General features: G+C 71.7%; 21 protein-coding genes. 11 read left to right on the top strand and 10 right to left on the bottom strand.

What is annotated here, in order from left to right:
- Positions 1–62 precede the first annotated feature (62 nt).
- The 5 genes from IE250_RS05580 to murQ all read left to right on the top strand — a co-directional run bounded on the left by IE250_RS05580 (position 63) and on the right by murQ (position 6,025).
- The gene (locus tag IE250_RS05580; protein WP_373301595.1) at positions 63–1,355 is read left to right on the top strand and encodes a sugar ABC transporter substrate-binding protein; all 1,293 of its coding nucleotides are present in this window, start codon (positions 63–65) and stop codon (positions 1,353–1,355) included.
- Positions 1,352–2,284: a carbohydrate ABC transporter permease gene (locus IE250_RS05575; protein WP_373301594.1), complete on the top strand. Its 933-nt coding sequence runs from the start codon at positions 1,352–1,354 to the stop codon at positions 2,282–2,284. The genes IE250_RS05580 and IE250_RS05575 overlap by 4 nt, the downstream gene beginning before the upstream one ends.
- Positions 2,281–3,153, top strand: coding sequence for a carbohydrate ABC transporter permease (locus IE250_RS05570; protein WP_229872146.1), 873 nt, complete (start codon positions 2,281–2,283; stop codon positions 3,151–3,153). Before IE250_RS05575 ends, IE250_RS05570 begins: the two co-directional genes overlap by 4 nt.
- Complete coding sequence (locus IE250_RS05565; protein ID WP_189668193.1) at positions 3,150–4,982, top strand: glycoside hydrolase family 3 N-terminal domain-containing protein; 1,833 nt, start codon at positions 3,150–3,152, stop codon at positions 4,980–4,982. Before IE250_RS05570 ends, IE250_RS05565 begins: the two co-directional genes overlap by 4 nt.
- Before the next feature lie 83 nt (positions 4,983–5,065).
- A complete protein-coding gene (gene murQ, locus IE250_RS05560) occupies positions 5,066–6,025 on the top strand; it encodes an N-acetylmuramic acid 6-phosphate etherase (protein ID WP_189668192.1) in 960 nt (319 codons plus the stop codon).
- Between the two features lie 74 nt (positions 6,026–6,099).
- Here the strand turns inward: murQ and IE250_RS05555 are convergent, their stop codons facing one another.
- Both IE250_RS05555 and IE250_RS05550 read right to left on the bottom strand, forming a co-directional pair.
- The gene (locus IE250_RS05555) at positions 6,100–6,618 is read right to left on the bottom strand and encodes a GNAT family N-acetyltransferase (protein WP_229872145.1); all 519 of its coding nucleotides are present in this window, start codon (positions 6,616–6,618) and stop codon (positions 6,100–6,102) included.
- A gap of 112 nt (positions 6,619–6,730) precedes the next feature.
- Positions 6,731–7,546 carry a YggS family pyridoxal phosphate-dependent enzyme gene (locus tag IE250_RS05550; RefSeq protein WP_189668191.1) on the bottom strand — a complete coding sequence of 272 codons (816 nt, stop codon included), beginning with the start codon at positions 7,544–7,546 and terminating at the stop codon, positions 6,731–6,733.
- A 163-nt stretch (positions 7,547–7,709) separates the two neighbouring features.
- Between IE250_RS05550 and IE250_RS05545 the strand changes: the two genes are divergently transcribed.
- Positions 7,710–8,123 (top strand): YccF domain-containing protein, encoded by a 414-nt coding sequence (locus IE250_RS05545; RefSeq protein WP_189668190.1) that lies wholly within the window; start codon positions 7,710–7,712, stop codon positions 8,121–8,123.
- Positions 8,124–8,172: 49 nt separating this feature from the next.
- Here the strand turns inward: IE250_RS05545 and ybaK are convergent, their stop codons facing one another.
- Positions 8,173–8,673, bottom strand: a complete 501-nt coding sequence (gene ybaK, locus IE250_RS05540; RefSeq protein ID WP_189668189.1) for a Cys-tRNA(Pro) deacylase — start codon at positions 8,671–8,673, stop codon at positions 8,173–8,175.
- Positions 8,674–8,803: 130 nt separating this feature from the next.
- Between ybaK and IE250_RS05535 the strand changes: the two genes are divergently transcribed.
- Positions 8,804–9,556 (top strand): sulfite exporter TauE/SafE family protein, encoded by a 753-nt coding sequence (locus IE250_RS05535; protein ID WP_189668188.1) that lies wholly within the window; start codon positions 8,804–8,806, stop codon positions 9,554–9,556.
- Between the two features lie 8 nt (positions 9,557–9,564).
- Here IE250_RS05535 and IE250_RS05530 read toward each other — a convergent pair whose 3' ends face one another.
- On the bottom strand, positions 9,565–10,806 hold the full coding sequence (locus IE250_RS05530; RefSeq protein ID WP_189668187.1) for an SGNH/GDSL hydrolase family protein: 1,242 nt from the start codon (positions 10,804–10,806) through the stop codon (positions 9,565–9,567).
- 155 nt (positions 10,807–10,961) lie between these two features.
- Entirely contained in the window at positions 10,962–13,745 is a 2,784-nt protein-coding gene (locus IE250_RS05525; RefSeq protein WP_229872144.1) for a DEAD/DEAH box helicase, read from the bottom strand.
- A 195-nt stretch (positions 13,746–13,940) separates the two neighbouring features.
- On the opposite strand from IE250_RS05525, the gene IE250_RS05520 reads away from it, so the two are divergent.
- Together IE250_RS05520 and bglS are read left to right on the top strand one after the other, a co-directional pair.
- The gene (locus tag IE250_RS05520) at positions 13,941–15,236 is read left to right on the top strand and encodes a glycoside hydrolase family 6 protein (RefSeq protein ID WP_189668186.1); all 1,296 of its coding nucleotides are present in this window, start codon (positions 13,941–13,943) and stop codon (positions 15,234–15,236) included.
- Between the two features lie 84 nt (positions 15,237–15,320).
- Positions 15,321–16,100, top strand: a complete 780-nt coding sequence (bglS, locus tag IE250_RS05515) for a beta-glucanase (protein ID WP_189668185.1) — start codon at positions 15,321–15,323, stop codon at positions 16,098–16,100.
- A 21-nt stretch (positions 16,101–16,121) separates the two neighbouring features.
- Here the strand turns inward: bglS and IE250_RS05510 are convergent, their stop codons facing one another.
- Complete coding sequence (locus IE250_RS05510; RefSeq protein ID WP_229872143.1) at positions 16,122–17,201, bottom strand: LacI family DNA-binding transcriptional regulator; 1,080 nt, start codon at positions 17,199–17,201, stop codon at positions 16,122–16,124.
- 79 nt (positions 17,202–17,280) lie between these two features.
- On the bottom strand, positions 17,281–18,294 hold the full coding sequence (locus IE250_RS05505) for an EamA family transporter (protein ID WP_189668183.1): 1,014 nt from the start codon (positions 18,292–18,294) through the stop codon (positions 17,281–17,283).
- 39 nt (positions 18,295–18,333) lie between these two features.
- Here IE250_RS05505 and IE250_RS05500 point away from each other — a divergent pair, with 39 nt between their 5' ends.
- The gene (locus IE250_RS05500; protein ID WP_189668182.1) at positions 18,334–18,882 is read left to right on the top strand and encodes a CGNR zinc finger domain-containing protein; all 549 of its coding nucleotides are present in this window, start codon (positions 18,334–18,336) and stop codon (positions 18,880–18,882) included.
- A gap of 19 nt (positions 18,883–18,901) precedes the next feature.
- Here IE250_RS05500 and IE250_RS05495 read toward each other — a convergent pair whose 3' ends face one another.
- From IE250_RS05495 to IE250_RS05485, 3 genes are all read right to left on the bottom strand, one after another.
- Positions 18,902–19,714 carry an aminoglycoside 3'-phosphotransferase gene (locus tag IE250_RS05495; protein ID WP_189668181.1) on the bottom strand — a complete coding sequence of 271 codons (813 nt, stop codon included), beginning with the start codon at positions 19,712–19,714 and terminating at the stop codon, positions 18,902–18,904.
- A gap of 105 nt (positions 19,715–19,819) precedes the next feature.
- Entirely contained in the window at positions 19,820–20,674 is an 855-nt protein-coding gene (locus IE250_RS05490) for a phosphotransferase (protein WP_189668180.1), read from the bottom strand.
- Positions 20,675–20,776: 102 nt separating this feature from the next.
- Positions 20,777–21,748, bottom strand: a complete 972-nt coding sequence (locus tag IE250_RS05485) for a 3-methyladenine DNA glycosylase (protein WP_189668362.1) — start codon at positions 21,746–21,748, stop codon at positions 20,777–20,779.
- A gap of 130 nt (positions 21,749–21,878) precedes the next feature.
- On the opposite strand from IE250_RS05485, the gene IE250_RS05480 reads away from it, so the two are divergent.
- Positions 21,879–22,841 carry an aldo/keto reductase gene (locus IE250_RS05480; RefSeq protein WP_189668179.1) on the top strand — a complete coding sequence of 321 codons (963 nt, stop codon included), beginning with the start codon at positions 21,879–21,881 and terminating at the stop codon, positions 22,839–22,841.
- Positions 22,842–22,847 lie beyond the last annotated feature (6 nt).

Genomic DNA, 22,847 nt, shown 5'->3' with positions numbered 1-22,847 from the left:
TTCATTTCTCACAAATGTCAACTGGCTGCTCTCGCGGCACCCGAGCGGAAGGAAGCCGAACGATGACTCGAGCGATGCGGCGGCCCGTCATGGCGGCCACCGGAGCCCTGCTTCTTGCGGCGACGACGGCCGCGTGCGGCAGCGGAGGCGGCGGCGAGGGCGAGGGTGACGGCACCCTCAACGTCTGGATCATGCAGGGCACCAACCCCAGCGCCGAGGACTTCTTCGCCGACGTCGCGACGGCGTTCGAGGAGGAGACCGGCGCGACGCTCGACGTCGAGTTCGTCGAGTGGGCCGACGCCCACGACCGCTTCGTGACCTCCATCGCGGGCGGCACCACCCCCGACGTCGCCGAGACCGGCACCACCTGGACCCCCGAGTTCGCCGACGCGGGCGCACTCGCCTCGCTCGACGAGTACGTGGACGGTGCGGGCGTCTCCGACGACCTGGTCGAAGGCCTGGTCGAGGCGGGTACCTACGACGGACAGCTCTACGGCATGCCCTGGTACGCCGGTGTGCGTTCGCTGGTCTACAACACCGAGATGTTCGAGCAGTCCGGCGTCGAGCCGCCCACCACGTGGGCCGAGCTCGAGGAGGCCGCGGCGGCGCTCAAGAAGGAGTACCCGGACAAGATCGCCGTCGCGGTCCCCGGCGACGCCGAGTTCACGGTCTACCCGTGGGTGTGGGGCGCGGGCGGCGAGGTCGCCACGCTCGACAGCGACACCTGGACCTCGGGCCTGGACAGCCCCGAGGCGCAGGAGGGCATCGACTTCTGGACGGGTCTGGCCACCGAGGGCGACTACTCGTCGGCCGGCGCCACCACCTGGCGCGAGACCGACGTGCTGGACGCGTTCGCGGCCGGCGACGTCGGTATGGCCGTCATGGGCTCCTGGACGCCGGGCGCGATCGTCGACGCGAACGCCGACATGGAAGGCAAGTTCGCCGCGGTGCCGATCCCGGGCCAGGACGGCGGCATGTCGCCGTCGGTCCTGGGCGGCTCGCACCTGAGCATGTTCGAGACGGCCGAGGACAAGGACCTGGCCTTCGCGTTCATCGAGATGATGACCACCGGCGAGTTCGCGCAGCAGTGGGGCGAGCAGTCCGGGTACTTCCCGGGCCAGGTCTCGCTGCTGGAGGAGACGCTCCAGAGCACGGACCCACTGGTGGCGCCGTTCGCCCAGCAGTTCGTCGAGGGCGGTGCGTCCGTGCCGGTGGCGCCCACCTACGGGGCGGTGCAGGCCAAGGCGACCACGAGCACGATGATGCAGTCGATCCTGGCCGGCGACGCGGACGTGGCGACGGCGAGCACGGCCGCCGCCGAGGAGATGACGACCGTGCTGAACGGGTCTGAGTGACTCTGCAGCTGACCGAGACGCTTCCGCGGCTCAGCCGGGCCAGGGCCGCCGTCGTGCGGCCCTGGCTGCTGCTCGCCCCCGCGCTGGCGATCCTGGCGGTGCTGCTGCTTTGGCCGCTGGTGCGGGTGTTCCTCTTCTCCCTGCAGGACTACGGCCTGCGGGAGATCACCACCGGCGAGCCGAGCTGGATCGGCCTGGAGAACTACGCCGAGATCCTGGCCACGCCCGAGCTGTGGACGGTGGTGCTGCCCAACACCGTCGGGTTCGCCGTGCTGTCCGTGGCCGGCACCGTCGTGTTCGGCACGGCCGTCGCGGTGCTCCTCGCGTCGCTCGGGACCTTCTGGCGCACCGTCACCTCGAGCGCGATCATGGCGGCCTGGGCCATGCCCGCCGTCACCGGCACGTACGTGTGGGTCTGGATCTTCGACGCCGACCGCGGGGTGTTCAACGACGCCCTGATGGCCCTCGGCCTGCTGGACGACCCCACGAACTGGTTCACCAACCGGTGGACGTTCTACGCGATAGTCCTGCTCAACGTGATCCACCACGGCTTCCCGTTCGTCGCCGTCACCGTGCTCGCGGGCCTGCTCGGGGTGCCGAAGGAGATGCTGGAGGCCGCCGAGATGGACGGCGCCGGGGCGTTCCGCCGGTTCTTCCTGATCATCGTGCCGCAGCTGCGCCAGGTGTTCGCCGTCGTGATCATCCTGTCGACCATCTGGGACTTCAAGGTGTTCGCGCAGGTGTACCTCATGCCGGGCGGCGCGGGCTCCAACCGGTCGGTGCTCAACCTCGGCGTGTGGTCGTACGTGGAGTCGTTCGGGCAGAACAGGTACGGCTTCGGCTCGGCGATCGCCGTGCTGCTGACGCTGCTGCTGCTCGTGATCACCGCGGTCTACGTCCGCACGGTCCTGGCGGAGGAGGAGCGATGAGCGCAGGCCGCTCCGCCCCGACCCTGCGTCCGCTGCGCCGCACCCCGCGAAGATCGCCCCTGCGTCAGCTCGGCAAGGGTGTGCTCGTCGCCCTGTTGCTCGCTTTCACGCTGTTCCCCGTCTACTGGATGCTGAACAGCTCGCTCGACGCGCAGGCCGGGCACACCAGCAGCTTCTGGCCCGCCGAACCCACGCTCGACCACTATTGGTTCGTCCTCACCGAGGGCGGGTTCGGCACGTTCCTGCGCAACTCGCTGCTCGTGGCGCTCGGCACCGTCCTCATCTCGTCGGCGCTCGCGCTGCTGGCGTCCGTCGCCGTGGCCCGCTTCCGGTTCCGGATGCGCACCCAGGTCCTCATGCTTGTGCTGATCGTGCAGATGGTGCCCCTCGAGGCGCTGGTCATCCCGCTGTTCGTCCAGGTCCGCGACCTGCAGCTGCTCGAGACCCTGACGGGCCTCGTCGTGGTGTACGTCGCGCTCGCGCTGCCGTTCGGGATCTGGATGCTGCGCGGGTTCGTCGCGGCGGTCCCGGTGGAGCTTGAGGAGGCCGCCTACCTCGACGGCGCGAGCTGGGGCCGGATGTTCTGGTCGGTCCTGCTGCCGCTCGTGGCGCCGGGCCTGGTCGCGACGAGCATCTTCAGCTTCATCACCGCCTGGAACGAGTTCATCTTCGCCATGACGATGCTCGGCGGCGCAACCGAGAGCTACACGGTGGCGATCGGGCTCCGCTCGTTCTTCGGCGTCCACTCCAACGACTGGGGCGCCATCATGGCCGCCTCCACGATCATCACGGTGCCCGTGATGATCTTCTTCATCCTGGTCCAGCGCCGCCTCGCCTCGGGTCTGACCGCGGGGGCCGTGAAGGAATGACCGGAGCGCCCGCTGCCGGGCCGACGAGCGCCGAGCCGACACGGACGGAGCGCGCCATCAACGGCGTGCTCCTGCCCGGCTTCGAGAGCGGCGGTTCCGAGGGCGTTGGTTCCGGGGGCTCTGGTTCCAAGAGCAGCGGGCACGACAGCGCGCGCGTGCCCGGCTGGCTCGCCGACGCCGCCCGGGCCGGCCTGGCCGGCGTCGTCTACTTCGCGCGGAACACGCCCGACGTCGCCACCACCGCGGCGCTGTCCGCGGCGCTGCACGCGATCTCGCCCGACCTGGTGATCGCCGTCGACGAGGAGGGCGGCGACGTGTCGCGGCTGGAGGCGATCAACGGCTCGTCCCTGCCGGGGGCGGCGGCGCTCGGCGCCCTGTCGAGCGCCGCGGTATCCCTGGACGCGGGACGGGCCCTGGGCCGGCTGCTCGCAGCAACCGGCATCGACCTGCTCCTCGGCCCGGTGCTCGACGTCGTCTCCGAACCCGACAACCCGGTGATCGGCGTGCGCGCCTTCGGGACCACGCCCGGCGACGTCGCGCGGCACGGCATCGCGTTCGCCCGCGGTTTGCGCAGCGCCGGCGTCGGCGTGTGCGGCAAGCACTTCCCCGGCCACGGCGCCACCACCGTGGACTCCCACGTGGGCCTGCCGGTCGTGGACGAACCGCTCGACGACGTCCGCGCGCGCGACCTCGTCCCGTTCGCGCGGGCCCTGTGCCCGGAGGTGGACGGACCCGGTTCGTCCACGCGCGGTCCGGCGACTCGAGACCGGTCCCGGCTCGACGCCGTCATGACCGCCCACGTGCTCTTCCCCGCGGTCGGCCCGGCGCCCGCGTCCCTCGAGCCGGCGGCGACGCGCCTGCTGCGCGAGCTCGGGCACGACGGCCCGATCATCACCGACGCGCTCGACATGGGCGCACTGCGGGGGCTCACCGGTTCCGTGGGGGAGGCCGCCGTCCGCGCCGTCGAGGCCGGTGCCGACCTCCTGTGTCTCGGCCTCGACCCGGCCCTGTACACGGAGGCGTACGACGCCCTGGACCGGGCAGTCTCCGCCGGCCGTCTGACCGTCGAGCGGCTCGAGGAGTCCGGCACGCGCACGCGGGCGCTCGTCGCGGCGGTCCGCGACCGCCGGGCGGTCGCAGGTGCGGTGACCGGCGTCGACGCCGCGAGGGAGGCGCTCGCGGAGCTGTCCGACCTCGGGGCGAGCATCGCGGACGCCGTCGTGCAGGTGCGGGGTGCCCGCCTGGTGCCACTCGCGCCCGACGCCAGGCCTGATGTGGTCGACCTGCGGACCCGGCTGGACCATGCCGCAGGCCGTACGGCCCGGCACGTCCAGACCGCCATCGCGGCAGCCTGGCCCCGGGCGAGGCTGCTCGCGGAGAGCGACGACGGGCAATTTGGTCCCGATGAATCTGGACTGGCGGTGTTTATTGCCCGATTATCCCGGTACGGTGTATCGGCGGATCTCGACAGAACCGGTACCAGACGTGGCGCAGACTTTCCTGTGGGCACTCCTGCAGCTCCTGTAGTGGCTCAGGCAGTGCCTCGCACGGAGGCTCACCCAGTGCCCAGCACTGCGCCTCGTCCGGAACCGCTCGTCGTGATCACCCGTGAACCCGTCCCGGGTTCGGCCGAACGTGCCCGGCTGGAGAAGCTGTGGGCCGTTCGCCCGGACCTTGTGGTGGTCCATACGGGTCTCCCCGGGCCGGTCGACGACTGGTTCGGGACGCTGAGTGGTGGTGGCCCGGGGGTCGTGGTGGCGTGCGGGACCGGACGGGCGAACGCGGCGGCTGCCGTCGAGCGCCTCCGTCGTCCAGATCAGCAGTCATGAGCAATGAGCAGCACAGCGTCCAGGGACGCACAGTCCAGGAACACCAAGTCAAAGAGCACAGAGCAAGCGAAGGGGGCTCGCCGATGATCGCGGAGGCGGGAATCGAACGGCACGCACAGTCGGCGTCGCGCCCGGTCTCACCCACCGAGGAGCGCAACCCGCGCACACGTGACATCGACGTGGTCTCCACGGCCGAGATGGTGCGCATGATCACCGACGAGGACGCCGCCGTCATCGCCGCGGTACGCGCGGCGCACCCGCGCATCGTCGAGGCGATCGACCTGGCGGTGGACGGGATCCGGGCCGGGGGCCGGGTGCACTACGTGGGCTCGGGCACCTCGGGCCGCATGGGCCTGCTCGACGCCGCGGAGCTGCTGCCCACCTACGGCGTGGGCGAGGAGATGTTCGTGCCGCACCTGGCCGGCGGGCTGAGCGCCTTCAGGAAGTCGGCAGAGGGTGCGGAGGACGACGTCGAGGCGGGTGGTGCGCTCGTGCGCGACGTCGGACCCGCGGACATCGTGTTCGGGATCGCAGCCAGCGGCGGCACCCCGTATGTCGGGGGAGCGCTCGACATGGGCCGCGCCCGCGGCGCGCGGACCGTGCTGCTCGCGTCGAACCCGTTCGCGTCCCTGGCGCCGAAGGCTGACGTCCCGATCCTGGTGAACACCGGGCCCGAGGCCATCACGGGGTCCACCCGCATGAAGGCGGGCACCGCCCAGAAGCTGGTCCTGAACACCTTCTCGACGGCGGTCATGGTGCGGCTCGGGAAGACCTACTCCAACCTCATGGTCGAGGTGATCGCCAGCAACGCCAAGCTGCGCGGACGCCTGGTGCGACTGCTCACCCAGGCCACGGACCTGGCGCCGGACGTGTGCGAGAACGCGCTCGCGGCGACCGACGGCGACCTGCGGATCGCCCTCGTGATGCTCGTGGCGGGCGTGGACCGGTCAGCGGCGACGGGTGCCCTCGCCGCCGAGCCGGGGCGGTTCGGCAGCCCGTCCGTCCGCGAGGCCCTGGCGACCCTGGGCAAGAACCGGGCCTAGCCCCCGCATTGGTTGTGGGCGTGACCGTTGCGACTACGCGTCCGGTTCAGGCGCAACGATCGCGCCCACAACCCTCAAGGGGTGGGGTGGACCTCTGCCGCGAGCTTTGCCACCAGGACGTCGCCGCCCTTGGTGAGCTGCTGCCCGCGCTCCTCGAAGCCGAGGCGTCCGTGGAAGCGCATCGAACCGGGGTTCGGCGGGTTCAGGTTGACCTCGCAGGTGACGACGTCGTGGCCGGCGGTGCGGGCGGCGTCGAACACCGCGTCGTAGAAGAGGCGGCCGATGCCGCGGCCGCGGGCGCCCTCGCCCACCACGATGCGGTCCACGTACAGGTGGTCCAGGCCCCGCTCCTCGAACCAGGCGTAGTTCTCGCCTGACCAGTCCTCGCCGCCGTCGAGCGCGACGACGAAGCCGAGGGGGTCGGCGGGCGTCTCGGGGTCGATCGCGACCAGGGCGAGCGACGAGGCGTCGAGCAGCTCGGTCATGTCGTCGGCCGGGGTGTCCGGGACGGCGGGGATCGCTGCGTTGTTCAGACTGACCAGACGAGAGATGTCGGCGTCAGTGGCGGGGCGCAACAGGGTGGCCGTGGACATGGCGCGATCACTCCAAGGAGTTGGCTGGGAAACCCGTCGACCCTAGCTGTCAGGTCGCCCGCACGTCTGTGACCTGGGTCAAAGAGTGGTGGCAGTCACGCGCGGCGTCGGGTCAGGGCGCCGGCCGCGGGCCGAAGACCGCGGTGCCCACCCGCACGATCGTCGCGCCCTCGGTGATCGCCAGCTCCAGGTCGCCGGTCATGCCCATGGAGAGCTCGGTCGCGGAGCCCGTCCCCGGCGCACCGGACGCGAGGACGTCGTCGCGGACCGCGCGCAGCCGGGCGAACCCGGCACGGACCGTCTCCCCGGCCGATCCGTCCAGGCGTGCGCCGATCGTCATGAACCCGGTCAGGCGCAGGCCCGGCAGGGCGGCGACGGCGGTGGCGAGCGCGACGGCGTCGTCGGGCCCGACCCCGGACTTGCTCACCTCGCCCGTGACGTTGACCTGCACCATCACCTCAAGGGCGCGGTCACCGGTGCGGCCGTCACGCACGCAGCGGTCCGAGATCGCCTGGGCGAGGTCCAGCGAGTCGAGCGTCTCCAGACACGTGGCGGTGGCCAGCACCTGGTTGATCTTGTTGCGCTGCAGGTGACCGATCATGTGCACCTCCAGCGAACCGTCCGCGACCCGGCCCGCCACGGCCGGAGCCTTCGCGACGAGCTCCTGCACCCGGTTCTCGCCGATCAGGTCGACACCTTGCGCCAGCGCCTCGAGCACGGCGTCCGGCGTCTGCGTCTTCGTCGCGACGAGGAGCCGCACCTCACCCGGGTCGCGTCCGGCCGCGACGGCGGCAGCGGCGATCCGGCCCCGGACGACCGCGAGACGCTCGGCGACCGAGCCGGGTGCGGGCTGAGCCGCTGCCGGCGCGGCGGCTGCTCGGTCGGCCGTCGGCGGCTGAGCTGCGGAGGGCTGGGACTGGTCGGGCACGGGGCGAGTCTATTTCGGCGCGCCGGGGACGCCCGACCTCGGCAGACTGGACAACCAGTGCCTGCGGGTGACCAAGCCTGTCGTGCTGCCCGCGGCGCGCTCAGGGTCGGGTCAGGGGATTGCCGGGTACCGCTGACCTGCCGTTCTACGGAAGGATGGCCCCATGAAGACGCTGCTGAACATCATCTGGGTCATCTTCGCGGGGTTCGGGCTCTGGCTCGGGTACATGCTCGCGGGGATCATCTGCTGCCTGCTCATCGTCACCATCCCGTTCGGCATCGCCTCCTTCCGCATCGCGGGGTACGCCCTGTGGCCGTTCGGGCGCGAGGTCGTCGAGAGCCCGCGCTCAGGAGTGCTTTCCCTGATCGGCAACGTGATCTGGGTGATCGTCGCAGGCTGGTGGCTCGCCCTCGGGCACATCATCACGGCGATCCCGCTCGTGATCTCGATCATCGGCATCCCGATGGCCTGGGCGAACCTCAAGCTGATCCCGGTCTCGCTGATGCCGCTCGGCAAGCAGATCGTGCCCAGCGACGCTCTGCTGCCGACCTACCGCAAGCAGGCCGCCGAGGCCTGATCCGGTAGGGACGGCGGCGCCGGCCGGGTCCTCGGGCCCGGACTCGCGTTCAGACCCGCGCGATCGGCGCCGTCGTCCCACCGGTCAGCGTCAGCAGGTCGGCCGGCGCGAGGCCGACGTCGAGCCCGCGCCGGCCCCCGGACACGTAGACGACGTCGAACGCCTCCGCCGACTCGTCGAGCACCGTGGTGTGCCGTGTCTTCTGCCCCAGCGGCGAGATGCCGCCCACCACGTACCCGGTTGCGCGCTCTGCCGCCGCGGGTTCGGCCATGGCCGCCTTCTTGCCGCCCGCGGCCCGGGCCAGGGCCTTGAGGTCGAGCTGGCGGTCCACGGGGACGATGCCCACCACGAGCTTCCCGTCGACGTCGGCCAGCAGGGTCTTGAACACCTGCGGCGCGTCGACGCCGATCGCCTCCGCCGCCTCCATGCCGTAGCTGAGGTCGCTCGACGGGTCGTGCTCGTACGGGTGCAGCGAGTGCGTGACGCCCGCCTTCTCGAGCGCCACGACGGCCGGGGTCCCATGGCTGGCGCGTGCTGTCTTCTTGGCCACGACGCGATTCTGCCTCCTCCGGCCCCTGGCAGCGCACAGATTTCCCGCGCGAGCTCTCCGCAACGGCGCAGTCCTGCGCCGTCGATTCCCGGTCGGCTCGGTCGGGAAGCGATCAGTTAGCGTGGGTAACGTGTTAGCCCTCCTGATCCTTGCCATCCTCGTCGGGGGCTCCCTGCAACGCGTGGCGGGGATGGGCTTCGGGCTCGTCGCGGGGCCGTTCATCGTGCTCCTCATCGGCCCGATCGAGGGCGTCCTCTTCGTCAATCTCGTGGGCGCGATGATGGCGCTGCTCGTGCTCGGGCGCACGATCCGCGGGGTCGACTGGTTCCGCTACCGCTGGCTCGTGACCGCCTCGCTGCTGGTCAGCGTCCCGGCGGCGCTGCTCCTGAAGAACGCGAGCGCATCCGTCCTGGAGATCAGCGTCGGCGGCATCGTCGTGGTCGCCATGACGCTCGCCCTCGTGACCTCTCGCCTGCGCGGGGCGAAGCGGCCCTTCGCGCCCGAGGCGCGCCTGCCGCTCCTCATCACGGGCGCGGCCGCCGGGTTCGGCAGCGTCGCGGCCGGGATCGGGGGCCCGCCCATCGCCGTCTACTCCGTGCTCGACCGCTGGGACCCCCGCGCGTTCGCGGCCACCGCCCAGCCGATCTTCCTGACCAACGCGCTGGCGGCGATGACGGCCAAGCTCCTGGTCGCCGACGCCATGTTCCCGGACCTGGCCGTCTGGGAGTGGGCGGTGATCGGCGTCGCGCTCGTGGCCTCCATCGGGCTGGGTGAGCTGCTCGTCGGGCGGATCTCGGCGAGCGCCACGCGCAAGGTGCTCGTGGCGCTCGCCTACGTGGGCGGGTTCGCGACGCTCGGCCGCGGGCTGATCGGGCTGGTCTGACGCTCGGGTCAGCGGAGCGACATGTTCGGCTCGCCGTTGGTCAGGCCCGTGCCCGCGATGGTGCACGAACCGCTCCGTGGCGCCCCGCCGTTCCAGGCCTGCCGCACGCAGGAGCGCATGGCGAGCTGGCCCCAGTAGTTGGGATGCAGCGACTCCTGCACGTAGTACGGGCTGTCGCCGATGGTCGACACGGTCCGGATCTGGTTGACCCACTCGGTGCGGTCGACGGCGCCCGGCGTCTGCCAGGTGGCCAGGCCCACCTCCTCGTAGAGGCCGACGGCCCGCTCGCACAGGCGCCGCCCGTCGAAGGCGTGGGTCAGGTCGAGCTGCCGGACGTTGGTCAGGCCGGAGTCGGCGACGGCTCCGGCCACCGCGCCGTTGATGGTGGGAAGGGCCGTCGAGTTGGACCAGGTGGCGTCGGCGTTCCAGAAGCCGCACCCGCCGGTGAACTGGCGCGAGTAGCCGGACTCGGAGTAGCGGATGCCCGCGCCGTCCGGCATGGGCGACGGATAGTTCTGCACCAGCAGGGTCCACTGCGTGTCGGTGTAGCCGGCGCTGCGCATAGCCGTGCGGACGTTCTGGAAGGCGCCCGCGATCCGGGCGCGGACGGCGGCGACGTTCGCCGTCGTGAAGTTGGCGGTCACCGAGGAGTCGTCGGAGCAGAGGTCCTTGGCCCAGGTGGGGGAGCCCAGGAAGTCGACGACGCAGCGCTGCACGATGCTGCTGAACCCGAAGTCGTTGCCGCCGATCGAGATCGCGACCATGCGGACGTTGTGGGTGGTCGCGAACTCCTGCAGCATGCGCGCCTGCCCCTTGTGCGCGCTGTTGGCGGCGTCGGCGTAGAAGTCGATGCCGGGCTTGAACCGGTCGGCCGTGGAGGTCGCCGTGCGGGCGCCGCTGCAGGCCAGGTTGAGGCCGTTGATCCCGCCGCCGATGAACGCGGGGGCCGACCGGGAGCGGTGGCAGCGGTCGATGGTCTCGCCCGTGCCGCCCGGGTTGTCGAAGTAGGCGGTCGGGCCGAGGGCGTCGGCCCGGGCGGAGTCGCTGTTCGAGCTGCCGGCCCAGCGTCCGGCCTCGCCGGAGATGTAGGAGTCGCCGACGGTCACGACCCACGGCGTCCCGACGCCGGGGGCGTCGGCGGCCCGGGGAGCTGCGGCTGCCGGGGCGGCAGCGGCAAAGAGGCCGGCAAGCATGCCGGCGGCGATGAGGAGGCGGAGGGCGAGGTCGGGAAATCGCAGGTGCGTCGTCATTGGCACTCCTGTGTCCAGGCAGCGCCCGCGCGGCGCTGCTGACCGGGACTCTAATAAGGGGAGTTTAGGTCAAGACCGCCGTATGGTAAATAGGCAGTAAATCGGACATGCCGATTTAGGGCGGGCCCCCTGAGGGCCCGCCCAGTCCCTGCCGGTCAGATCTGCCCGACGCCGACCACCGTGAGCACGACCTCGCCGGCCTCGTCGCTGGCCGCCAGGTCGACCCGCGCCGTGATGGCCCAGTCGTGGTTGCGTACGGGATCGTCGAGCACCTGACGCACCCACCAGGTCCCGGGCTCGACGCGGCCGGTCTCGCCGCCGGCGCTGCCCGGCAGGTCGGCGCCGGGCTCGAGGATCGTCAGCAGCGCTGCCGAGCGCGCCTCCGGCCCGATGCCCACGGCGTCGTCGCCCTGCTCCTCGAACAGCGGGTCCAGGGCCTCGCCCCAGGCGTCGGCGTCCCAGCCCGGGTCCAGGGCGGCCAGCGCGGAGTAGGCCTCGCGCGCGACCAGCTCGACGCGGCGGAACATCGCGTTGCGGACCAGCCGGCGGAACGCGCGCGGGTTGCCGGTGACGGGTCGGGCGGGCGCCTCGGCTCCGGCGCCGGCCAGCTCGCCGTCGGTCACGAGGTCGGCATCGTCGTCCACGGGGTTCGCCAAGCGTTCCCACTCGTCGAGCAACGACGAGTCCACGCCGCGAACGAGCTCGCCGAGCCACTCGATGATCTCCTGCACCTCCTCGGTGCGGTGCTCGTCGGGAACCACCTGGCGCACGGCGCGGTAGGCGTCGGCGAGGTAGCGCAGCACCACGCCCTCGGTGCGCTCCAGCCCGTACACGCTCACGATCTCGGCGAACGTCATGGCCTTCTCGACCATGTCACGCACCACCGACTTGGGGGAGAGCTCGGCGTCCGCCACCCACGGGTTGGTGCGGCGGTAGGTGTGGAAGGCGGGCTCCAGGAGGTCCGCCAGCGGCTTGGGCCAGGTGACCTCCTCGAGCAGCTCCATGCGCTCGTCGTACTCGAGGCCCTCGGCCTTCATCGCGGCGACCGCCTCGCCGCGGGCCCTGTTCTGCTGGCCCATGAGCACCTGGCGGGGGTCGTCGAGGGTGGCCTCGATGACGGAGACGACGTCGAGCGAGTGCGCCGGGCTCTCGACGTCGAGCAGGTCCATGGCCGCCAGGGCGAACGGCGACAGCGGCTGGTTCAGCGCGAAGTCGCGGGGGAGATCCACCATGAGGCGGGCCGACGGGCGGAGCCGGCCGTCGCCGTCCGGCACTGCGCTGTCGGAGACCATGACCTTCTCGACGACGCCGGCGGTCCGCAGCGACCTGTAGATGCGGAACGCCTGGCGCACGTGCTCGGCCTGCTGCGTCTCGGTGTCGTGGTTGGCCGTCAGGAGGTGGCGCATGGCGTCAACGGGGTCTGCGGTCGCGGCCCCGGGGCCGGTCGGACGGACCGACGCTCGCGCCAGGACGTTGAGCACCATTGCGTGGTTCACGCGGAACTGGGAGACGAGCGGCTCGGGATCGGCGTCGCGCAGGCGCTCGAACGTGGCGTCGGTCCAGTTCACGGAGCCGGACGGCGCCTTCTTGCGCACGATCTTCTTGAGCTTCTTCGGGTCGTCGCCCGCCTTGGCCAGGAGCTTTCGGTTCTCGATGACGTGCTCGGGCGCCATGACGAGGACCTCGCCCACGGTGTCGTACCCGGCGCGGCCCGCGCGCCCGGCGATCTGGTGGAACTCACGGGCGCTGAGGTGGCGCATGCGCTCGCCGTCGAACTTCACGAGGCTGGTCAGGAGCACCGTGCGGATCGGCACGTTGATGCCGACGCCCAGGGTGTCGGTGCCGCACACGACCTTGAGCAGGCCCTTCTGCGTGAGGCGCTCCACGAGGCGGCGGTACTTCGGCAGCATGCCGGCGTGGTGCACGCCGACGCCGTGCCGCAGGAACTTGCTGAGCGTCTTGCCGAACCCCGTGCCGAACCGGAAGGCGCCCATCTCGGCGGTGATGGCCTCCTTCTCGGACTTGCTCGAGACGTTCATCGACAGCAGGGACTGGGCGCGGTCGACGGCGTCCTTCTGCGTGAAGTGGACCACGTAGACCGGGGCGCGGTGGGTCTGGACGAGCTCCTGGATGACCTCGGTGAGCGGCTCCACCACGTAGGAGAAGGTGAGCGGCACGGGACGCTCGGCGCCCGCGACCTCGGCAACGGGCCGGCCGGTGCGCTCCTCGATGTCCTCGCGCAGGCGGGTCGTGTCGCCGAGCGTGGCGCTCATCAGGATGAACTGCGTGTCCTTGAGCTCCAGCAGCGGCACCTGCCAGGCCCAGCCGCGCTGCGGGTCGCCGTAGTAGTGGAACTCGTCCATGACCACCTGCGAGATGGCGTCGTCATCGGTGCCGAGGCCGGTCTCGCCGTCGCCGCTGCCGCGGCGGAGCGCGAGGTTCGCGAGGATCTCCGCGGTGCAGCAGATGATGGGTGCATCCGGGTTGACGGCGGAGTCGCCGGTCATCATGCCCACGTTCTTCGAGCCGAAGGCCGCCACCAGATCGAAGAACTTCTCGCTGACCAGCGCCTTCAGCGGGGCCGTGTAGTACGTGCGGCCGCCGCGTCCGGACCGGTGGGCCGCCAGCGCGGCGAACTGCGCGCCCATCGCGACCATCGACTTCCCGGAGCCGGTCGGCGTCGCGAGGACCACGTGGGAACCGGTCATGACCTCCAGGAGAGCCTCCTCCTGGTGCGGGTAGAGCGCCCGCCCGCCCGCGGCGGCCCACTCGCCGAAGCTCTCGAACAGGACGTCCGGATCGGGGTCCTTGCCCGTGGGCGCGGGCAGGTACGGGATCAGGGTCCCGGCGGGCTTCGGGATGTCCGATGCAGAGCCGGACCGGCCGGTCGTCGAGGTGGCTGTCGCGGAGGTCGAGGTTGTCGAAGAGGGCGCCGTCATGGTCCGCCCATTCTTGCAGGCGGGTGAAGCGTGCTGCGGAGTCGTCGGACCTCGTGACGCCAGGAGACCTTGACACGGTTGCCCGATGCCCCGGACGATGGGCAAACTGGGAGCGCTTCCACATGTTTCCAGTCCATGCCTCACCGTCGCGAACATGCAACGACGCGTTCGCGGAGACCTTGGGAGACCCCCCGCATGACACGACCGAACTCTCGGCGGCGGCTCATGGCCGCGCTCACCGTGTGCGCTCTCGGCGCAACCCTGCTCGGTGGCAGCCCGGCCTGGGCGAGCAACGACGTCCTGGCCCCCGGGACCGAGCTCTTCAACGACCCCCAGAGCACCACCAAGGAGGCGGCCCACGCTCTGCGCGGGCAGGCCAAGCGGGACGCGCTCCTGCTCAGCAAGATCCCCAGCTCCACCTGGTTCACGGACGGGAGTCCCGCCGAGGTGGAGACGGACGTCCGGAGGCTCGTCAAGCGCACGGGCGAGAAGGTCCCCGTACTGGTCGCGTACAACATCCCGTTCCGCGACTGCGCGCTCTACTCGGCGGGCGGCGCCCTCGGCGTCGACGAGTACAAGGCGTGGATCGACGGCTTCGCGGCCGGGATCGGGAACGAGGAGGCCGCGGTCGTCCTCGAGCCGGACGGGCTCGGCGTCATCCCCTGGTACACCCCGTTGGACGGGCAGCTCGAGCGGTGCCGGCCGCCGGAGTACGACCCCGAGACCACGGGCCGGGACGCCGCCGCGGAGCGCTTCGAGATGCTCAACTACGCGGTCGACCGCCTGAAGCAGCAGCCGAACGCCGTCGTGTACCTCGATGGCACGAACACGTCCTGGCTGAACGTGGGTGAGGCCGCAGACCGCCTGGTCAAGGCCGGTGTCGAGCGCGCGGACGGGTTCTTCCTGAACGTGTCGAACTACGAGCTCACCGAGAACAGCGTCGCCTACGGCACCTGGATCTCCCGGTGCATCGCCTACGCCACACAGGTAGCGACCGGCGACTACGCGAGCTGCGGCAACCAGTACTGGAGCGGCGGCCCCGCGAACGACTGGACCGGCGTGACACTGTCCAACCAGGGCATCTGGAGCCCGACCGCGACGGACCCGGCACTGAACACCGCGGGCATCGACTCGCGTTACGACCTCGCCCTCGGCGACGTCGAGGCCACCACGCACTTCGTCGTCGACACCAGCCGCAACGGCCGGGGCGCCTGGGCCGCGCCGGCCGGGGTCTACCCCGACGCCGAGACGTGGTGCAACCCGCCGCACCGCGGCCTGGGCCTGCGGCCGACGACCGACACCGGAAACGAGCTCGTCGACGCCCTCCTGTGGATCAAGATCCCGGGCGAGTCCGACGGCGAGTGCTTCCGCGGCCTCGGCGGGCCCGAGGACCCCGAGCGCGGCATGGTCGACCCGGCCGCCGGCCAGTGGTTCCCCGAGCAGGCACGAGAGCTGATCGAGCTCGCCCAGCCGGCGCTCGACCGGAGGTGAGGAGGTAGCCGCCCGGCTCGACGAGCACCCAGCCCTGGCTCGATGCCGGGGTCTCCCGCACCATCGGTACCAATGGAGGTACTCATGCGATCAATGACGATGCGACACCGCTCCGCACCACGCCGTCTGCTCCTGGCCTTGGCCCTGCTGCTCGGCCTCTCGGCGGCGCCGGGGCTGACACCGCCCGCCCAGGCCGCCGGCGGCAGCTTCGTCGACAACCTCGACTCCCACAACGCCGGGCGCTGGAACAAGGCCGACGGCTGGACCAACGGGGGCATGTTCAACGCCGGCTGGCGGGCCGACCACGTCTGGCACAGCGGCGGGGTCATGGGCCTGAACCTGGACAACGCCACCTGCCCGAGCGGCTGCTCGGGCAGGCCGTACGCCTCCGGCGAGTACCGCACCAATGACCTGTACTCCTACGGGCGCTACGAGGTGCGGATGAAGGCGGCGTCCGGGTCCGGGATCGTCAGCTCGTTCTTCACCTACACCGGGCCGAGCGACGGCCAGCCGTGGGACGAGATCGACGTCGAGATCCTCGGCAAGAACACCTGGCAGATGCAGACCAACTACTTCACCAGCGGCGTCGGGGGGCACGAGGCGATCATCAACCTCGGCTTCGACGCCGCGGCCGGCTACCACAACTACGCCATCGAGTGGTGGCGAGGGGGCACCATCAACTGGTTCGTCGACGGCCGCCTCGTCCACCAGGAGAACGGCTCGCGCGGCCCGCTGCCGACGCATCCGCAGCGCATCATGATGAACCTGTGGCCCGGGACCGGTGTTGATGACTGGCTCGGGCCGTTCAACTACTCCGGGCAGCGCACCGCCACCTACGACTGGGTCCGGTACACGCAGTACTGACGGCGACGCCCGGCGAGGGGGTCAGGTCTCGATCCCCTCGCCGGGTGCCCGCTCCGCGGGTGCCCCCTCGCCGGGTGCCGAGCCTCGCACGACCAGCCGCGTCGGCAGGATGATCGGGGTCGGGGTCTCACCGCTGATCAGCCGGACCAGCATCGTGGCCATCTCCTGACCGAGACCACGGATCGGTTGGCTGATCGTGGTGAGCGCCGGCTCTGTGTGGCGCGCGATCTCCAGGTCGTCGAAGCCGACCACGGCGACATCGTCGGGGATGCGGCGACCCTCAGCCTTGAGGGCGCGCAGGGCGCCGGCGGCCATGTTGTCCGAGGCGGCGAAGACGCCGTCGATGTCGGGGTGCGCGGCGAGCAGCCGCGCCATCGCCTGGGCGCCGCCCTCGTAGCTGAAGTCGGCGTGCTCGACGAGGTCCGCGGGCAGCTGCCCCACCGCCATCGCGTCGGCGAAACCCTGATACCGGGCGACCGATGCCTGCAGGTCCATCGGACCGGTGATCGTGGCGATGCGCCGGCGCCCGGAGCTCAGCAGGTGCTCTGCGGCGAGGCGGGCACCGCCTCGGTTGTCGACGTCGACGTACCAGCGGGCCTCTCCGTCCAGCGGCCGGCCACCGAGCACCACCGGCAGATCGGTCGCCGCCGCGACCCGGTTCAGCGGGTCGTCCCCCCGCAGGGCCATGAGCATCACCCCGTCGGACCGACGGGACCTCAGCAGCCGCTCGAGCCGGGCCTGGCCGTGCTCCGAGGACGCGAGCATGAGCGTCAGGTCCAGCTCCGACTTGTCCAGCGCCGTTGCCACACCGACGAGCACCTGGGAGAAGAACGGATCCCCGAACAGTGCCGGGTCGTCGTTGGACACTGCGAGGACCACCGACCCGACCGTGCTCGTCGCCAGGGCTCGCGCCGTCGCATTCGGGACGTAGCCGAGCTCGCTCGCGGCCCGTGCGACCGCCTCGCGCTTCGCCGGACTCACATTGCGGACGTTGTTCATCGCACGGGACGCCACGGACCGCGAGACCCCCGCCCGCAGGGCGACCTCCTCGAGCGTGGGCACCTTGGGCGCTCGGCCCGGATTCTCACCGAGCGGTCTCACGCGATGACGGTCCACAGGGCCAGTCGTCGTGGGGTCTGGCATGTCGCCAAGCCTAGTGCCCGACGCCGTACCGGCCCGTTTACCGACGCCCGTCCGCCGAGGCCGCACCCGTCCGCTTCTCACCGGCCTGGACCGCGATCACACCGGCGAGGATCAGGACGCCGCCCACGAGCTGGATCGTCCCGGGGAGCTCGCCGAGCAGCAGCCAGGCGAAGGCGATGGCGGCGACCACCTCGAACAGCCCGACGAAGGAGGACAGCCGTGGCCCCAGGAGGCGGCCGGCGGCGATCCCGGCCACGTAGGCGAGCGCGGCGGTCACGATGCCGAGGCCGACCACCGGCAGCCACCACGGCACGGCCGTGCCCGCGTAGACCGGCGATGCGGTGCTGTACTCCAGCGGCATGAGCCCGGTCGCGCCGAGCACGCCAAGGGCCAGGGTGGCGGTGGTCAGGCCGCCGGCCGCGAGGGCGAGCGGCGGCAGCCCGGTGTCGGCCTTGGCATTGATGACGAAGTACGTGGCGACGCCGAGCATCGCGACGAGGGCCCAGGCGACGCCGACCGGATCCATCGCCGTGGCGCCCGGAGCGCCGGAGGCCAGGTCCAGGACCAGCACGAGGCCGACGGCGGCGAGCAGCGTGCCCATGATGGTGGCCCTCGTCGGACGCTGGCCGTGCCGGAGCCAGAACCAGAGCACCACGGCCGCCGGTGCCGTGTACTCGATGAGCAGGGCCGGGCCGATGGCCATGTACTGCACGGCGGAGAAGTAGGCGAACTGGCAGCCCGCGACCGAGACCGCTCCGTAGATGGCGATGAGCCCGAGATTGCGGCGCACGGGGCGCCAGTCCCCGCGCAACGACACGATGCCGAGCGGGAGCACCACGACTGCCGCCAGCGCGACGCGGGCGAGGACCATCGCGCCAGGGCTCCAGTCCGTGTCGAGGAGCCCGCTCGCAAACACCCCGGACAGGCTGAACGCCGCGGCGGAGACGCCCGCGAACACCAGGCCGGCGGTGAGGCGGCGGGTGCGAGGTGATCGGACGACACCCGGCTCGATGGCGCCCAGCCCGGTGATGTCAGGTGTCACAGTGCCCATGGGTCCTGACGCTACGGGGGTACGGGGTAATGTGTCAACGTGGTTTTCGCTCATGACACTGAGGCATCCCTCCAGGCCGCCGTCGCGCTGGTGAACGCCGCCGAGCCGCCGGTCACGATCGTGACCGTGGCGGATCTCGACGCGTTCTTCGTCCGGCACGGCTACACGGGCCGGCACGACAGCACTGAGGCCGAGCTCGACGAGGTGCTGGAGCTCCAGCCTCGGCTGCGCGAGCTGCTCCTCGCCGACCGCGACTCAGCCGCGGGCCTGGTGAACGACATGCTGGCCGCCGCCGGCGCGGTGCCCCGGCTCGTGCGGCACCCGCCCGAGGACTGGCACATCCACGCCGTGCCCGACGACGCTCCGCTCGCCACACGCGTCCTCGTCGAGACCGCGATGGCGATGGTCGACGTCATCCGGGACGACGAGCTCTCCCGCCTCGCCGTCTGCGCCGACAGCGACTGCGAGGGGATCGTCCTCGACCTTTCTCGTAACCGCTCGCGGCGCTACTGCTCCGTGACGTGCAGCAACCGCAACGCCCAGGCGGCCCATCGAGCCCGCCGCGCGGATCAGACCTCGATGGCGTAGCGGGTCCGTCCCGGACCGGTCAGCCCAGGTCCCACAGGATCCGGTAGTAGGCGACCCGGTCCGGGTCCTCCTCGATCCCGTACGCCTCGTAGACCAGGTGCTCGTACCCGGCGCCGAAGTTCCAGCCCAGGCTGTACGTCGCGATCGCGAGGTCGGCCCAGCGGTCGGCGACGCCGAGGGAGCCGAGGTCGACGTGCGCGGCCCAGCTGCCGTCGTCGGCGAGCAGGGTGTTGGGCGCGCATGCGTCGCCGTGGCAGACGACGAGGCGGTCGTGGTCGGGTGCATCGGCGACGCGGGCGCGCGCCTCGGCCGACCAGCCGTCGGACGGGAGGCCCGCGGCCGCCCGGGCCTCGGCGCCCGCGATCCGGTCCTCGATGCTCCAGGTCCAGGGGCACTCGTCGACGGGCAGGGCGTCGTGCAGAGCCCGCAGCCCCGCCCCGATGGCGCGGGCCGCGGTCTCGGGCTCGGCCAGCCAGCGCGGGTCGACGGCGGAGCGTGCCTCGATCGCGACCGTCGCCAGCCATTCCGCGTTCTCGTCGGCGCCGACCTCCAGTACCTGCGGCACCGGGGTGTACGGCGCCGCCCACCGCATCCGAGCCGCCTCGTCGGCGAGATCGACGTCCTCGGCCAGGGCCCGGTCCGTGCGCGGCGACCACTTCACGAAGTAGGCGCGCCGCGTCGCGTCCTGAGCCTCTAGCGGATTAGCGCCGAACGGTTCGACACGGAACGTGAGGCCGCCCAGCTCGTTGCGCCAGGCCGGCGTGACGAGGCCGTCGCCGGCGAGCTCCCGCACGACGTCGGGCACCGCTATCGCGTCGGAGGGGATGGTCATGTGGCCAGCGTCTCAGACGCCGCCAAGGAACTACGACGTGTTTTCTCACTCCGCACGGGCGGCCGGCCCTCCTCCGAACGATGGATGCCGGCTGATGCACCGCGTCTACGACGCGCGCCGCCGCTGACCGGCACGGGCGGCCTCCTCGACGTCCCACAGGGCCCGGTAGTACGTGGTCCGCTCGGGGTCGGGCGCTACGCCGTACGCGGCGAGCACCAGCGGCTCCAGGCCGGCACCGTAGCGACGGGTGACGCTGCGGGTGGTGACCGCGATGTCGGACCAGCGGTCCGCCACGCCCAGGTCACCGACGTCGACGTGGGCCGCGAACCGGCCGACGCCGTCCAGGAGGGTGTTCGGCACCGTGGGGTCGCCGTGGCACACCACGAGCCGGTCGACCGGCGGGGGGTTCCCGAGGGCGGCGGCGATCGTGGCCCGCTCCGCGGCGGTCGGCGGAGCCGTCGGGCCGGTCGTGAGCGCGGCGACGCGCAGCTGGGCCGTGCGGACGAACGGGCAGGTGTCCGTGGGGAGCGCGTCGTGGAAGCGGCGCAGGCCCACGCCGATCGCGATCGCCGAGCGCGCCGCCAGGCCCTGCCACCGGGGCTCGATGGCCGAGGTCGCTACCGCGCCGTCGACCTCGACGGCCGCCGTGAGCAGCCAGGAGCCGTACGTGTCTCGGCCGGCCTCCAGCGCGCGGGGGACCGCGGTGAACGAGTCGGCCCAGACCAGACGGTCGGCCTCGGCCAGGGGGTCCGGGCAGGCCGCGCCGGGGGCCACCCACTTGAGATACGAGCTCGCACCAGGCGCTTCCTCGGGCTCCTCGAGCCGGACCGTGATACCGCCGTACTCGTTGCGCCATACGGGAACGACCGTCGCCCCGGACCGCAGCCGTCCGGCCAAGGCGTGTACGACGGGCGGTACTTCGACGGGCGTCGGACTGATGCCGACGAGCGCGCTCGACACAGGACCATCCTCCCATAGAGCGGGTGAAAAAGTGCTCCTGGTTCATGGTGCCCGCGGGCATTGGACAACATCGCGCACCGGCTGGGGCAGTACGGCAGGGCCCTACCGCGGAACGTTGGTCGCGGTCCGTTCCATGGCGTTGCGGGTGGCGAGCACCGTGTCGCAGACGTCGAGCAGCCGACGACGGAGACCGTCGGACCGCCTCGCGTACTCCCGCTGCCGGTGCACGTACTCCGCCTTGCCCTGCGGTGTCTCGATCTCGACGGCGGCGACGCCGTACCCGGACACGTCGTACGGCGAGGCGGCCATGTCGGTCCACCGGATGTCGCGGGCCAGCTCGAACGCGTCGAGCAGGAGGTCGCCGGGCACGGCCGGGCCGAGCTTGAGGCACCACTTGTAGAGATCCATGTTGGCGTGCAGGCAGCCCGGCTGTTCCATGCCGATCTGCGCGTCCCGGGTGGGCTGGAGCTGGTTGCGGCCCGTCGCCTCCGGCGTGAAGAACCGGAACGCGTCGAAGTGCGAGCAGCGCACGGGGTTCGCCTCGACCACGGCGTCCGTCCCGGCATGCCCGAGCCGCAGCGGCAGCGGGTGCCGCTGGTCCCGGCCCGCCTCCCGGTCGCGGTAGACCATGGCCCACTCGTGGAGCCCGAAGCAGCCGAACGTCCCCGGGCGCGACGCCGTCGCCGAAAGCAGGTCGCGCACGTACCGCACGGTGTCGCCGCGGTCGGCGAGGAAGGCATCGAGGTCGAGGGTGACGGTGTCGAGTGTGCCGGGAGCGACGGCGCCGGGCGTTGCGCCGTCGGACCTGGTGGTCCTGTGCCAGCGCCATGTCGCGCGGTCCTCCGGATCGGGATCGGGAGCCTCCGCGGCGGCGCCGTCAGGCAGCGCGAGGGCGACGCCAGCGCCCGGGTGCCAGCGGCGCAGGTGTGTCATCCGGGTGGGGTAGTAGGTGAAGAGGAAGTCCTCGACAGCGTGCTTGCGTCCGGCGGCGCGGGCCTCGCGCCAGACGGCCGTGAGCGCATCCGCACGCTCGGCGTGCGCCGCCGCGACGGGCAGCCACTCCTCGGGGAACATCGCTTCGGCGGCACGCTCGTGATTCGAACCGAGGACTGTGCTCACCGGTCCAGGGTACGGCCGCCACGGCAGGCTCCCGGCCCGCTCCGGCGGGGCGGAATCCCACCGGAGGCCGTCGTAGGGTGCCAGCATGTCCGACCTTCCTCTGCGCCGCCTCGGGCGCTCCGGCCTGTCCGTTCCCGTCGTCGGCCTGGGGTGCAACAACCTCGGCCGCACCGGCACCGTCACCGAGACCAGCGAGGGCGCCACGGCCCTGGTCGACGCCGCGATCGACGCGGGCGTGACCTTCTTCGACACGGCCGACCGGTACGGTGCCCGTCCGGGGCTCTCCGAGGAGCTGCTCGGCGCCGCGCTGCAGGGCCGCCGGGACGACGTGCTGATCGCCACGAAGTTCGGGCTCGACATGAACGGCGCGAACGGCGCGGACTTCGGGGCGCGTGGCTCCCGCCGGTACATCGTGCGTGCGGCGGAGGCGTCGCTGCGCCGGCTCGGCACCGACTGGATCGACCTGTACCAGCTGCACACGCCCGACCCGGCGACCCCGATCGACGAGACGCTCGCCGCGCTCGACGACCTGGTCCGTTCCGGGAAGGTCCGCTACGTGGGCCACTCGAACCTCACGGGCTGGCAGGTGGCCGACGCAGAGCACGTCGCCCGGTCGACGACCAGCACGCGGTTCGTCTCTGCGCAGAACGAGTACTCGCTGCTGTCGCGGGGCGTGGAGCGCGAGGTGCTGCCCGCGGCGAAGGCGTACGGGATCGGCGTGCTGCCGTACTTCCCCCTGGCGAACGGCCTGCTGACCGGCAAGTACTCCGGCGGTGCCCGGCCCGGGGGCACCCGCCTCGTGACCGCGAAGCGCCATCTGCTGGAGACCGCGCCGTGGGAGGCGCTGGACCGGTTCGGCGCGTTCTGCCGGGAGCGCGGCGTCACCGAGACCGACGTCGCGTTCTCGTGGCTGCTGTCCCGGCCCGAGGTGTCGTCGGTGATCGCGGGGGCCACCCGGCCCGAGCAGGTGCGCAGCAACGCCCGGGCCTGGTCCTGGACGCCGACCGCGGAGGACCTCGCCGAGCTGGACAACATCTTCCCGGCCTGACAGGCG

Origin of the sequence: Promicromonospora soli (assembly GCF_014653785.1) — a bacterium.
In the GTDB taxonomy this organism is placed as follows: domain Bacteria; phylum Actinomycetota; class Actinomycetes; order Actinomycetales; family Cellulomonadaceae; genus Promicromonospora; species Promicromonospora soli.
The sequence above is the reverse complement of the archived record's forward strand: the minus strand, read 5'-3'. Positions and strand labels throughout refer to the sequence as shown.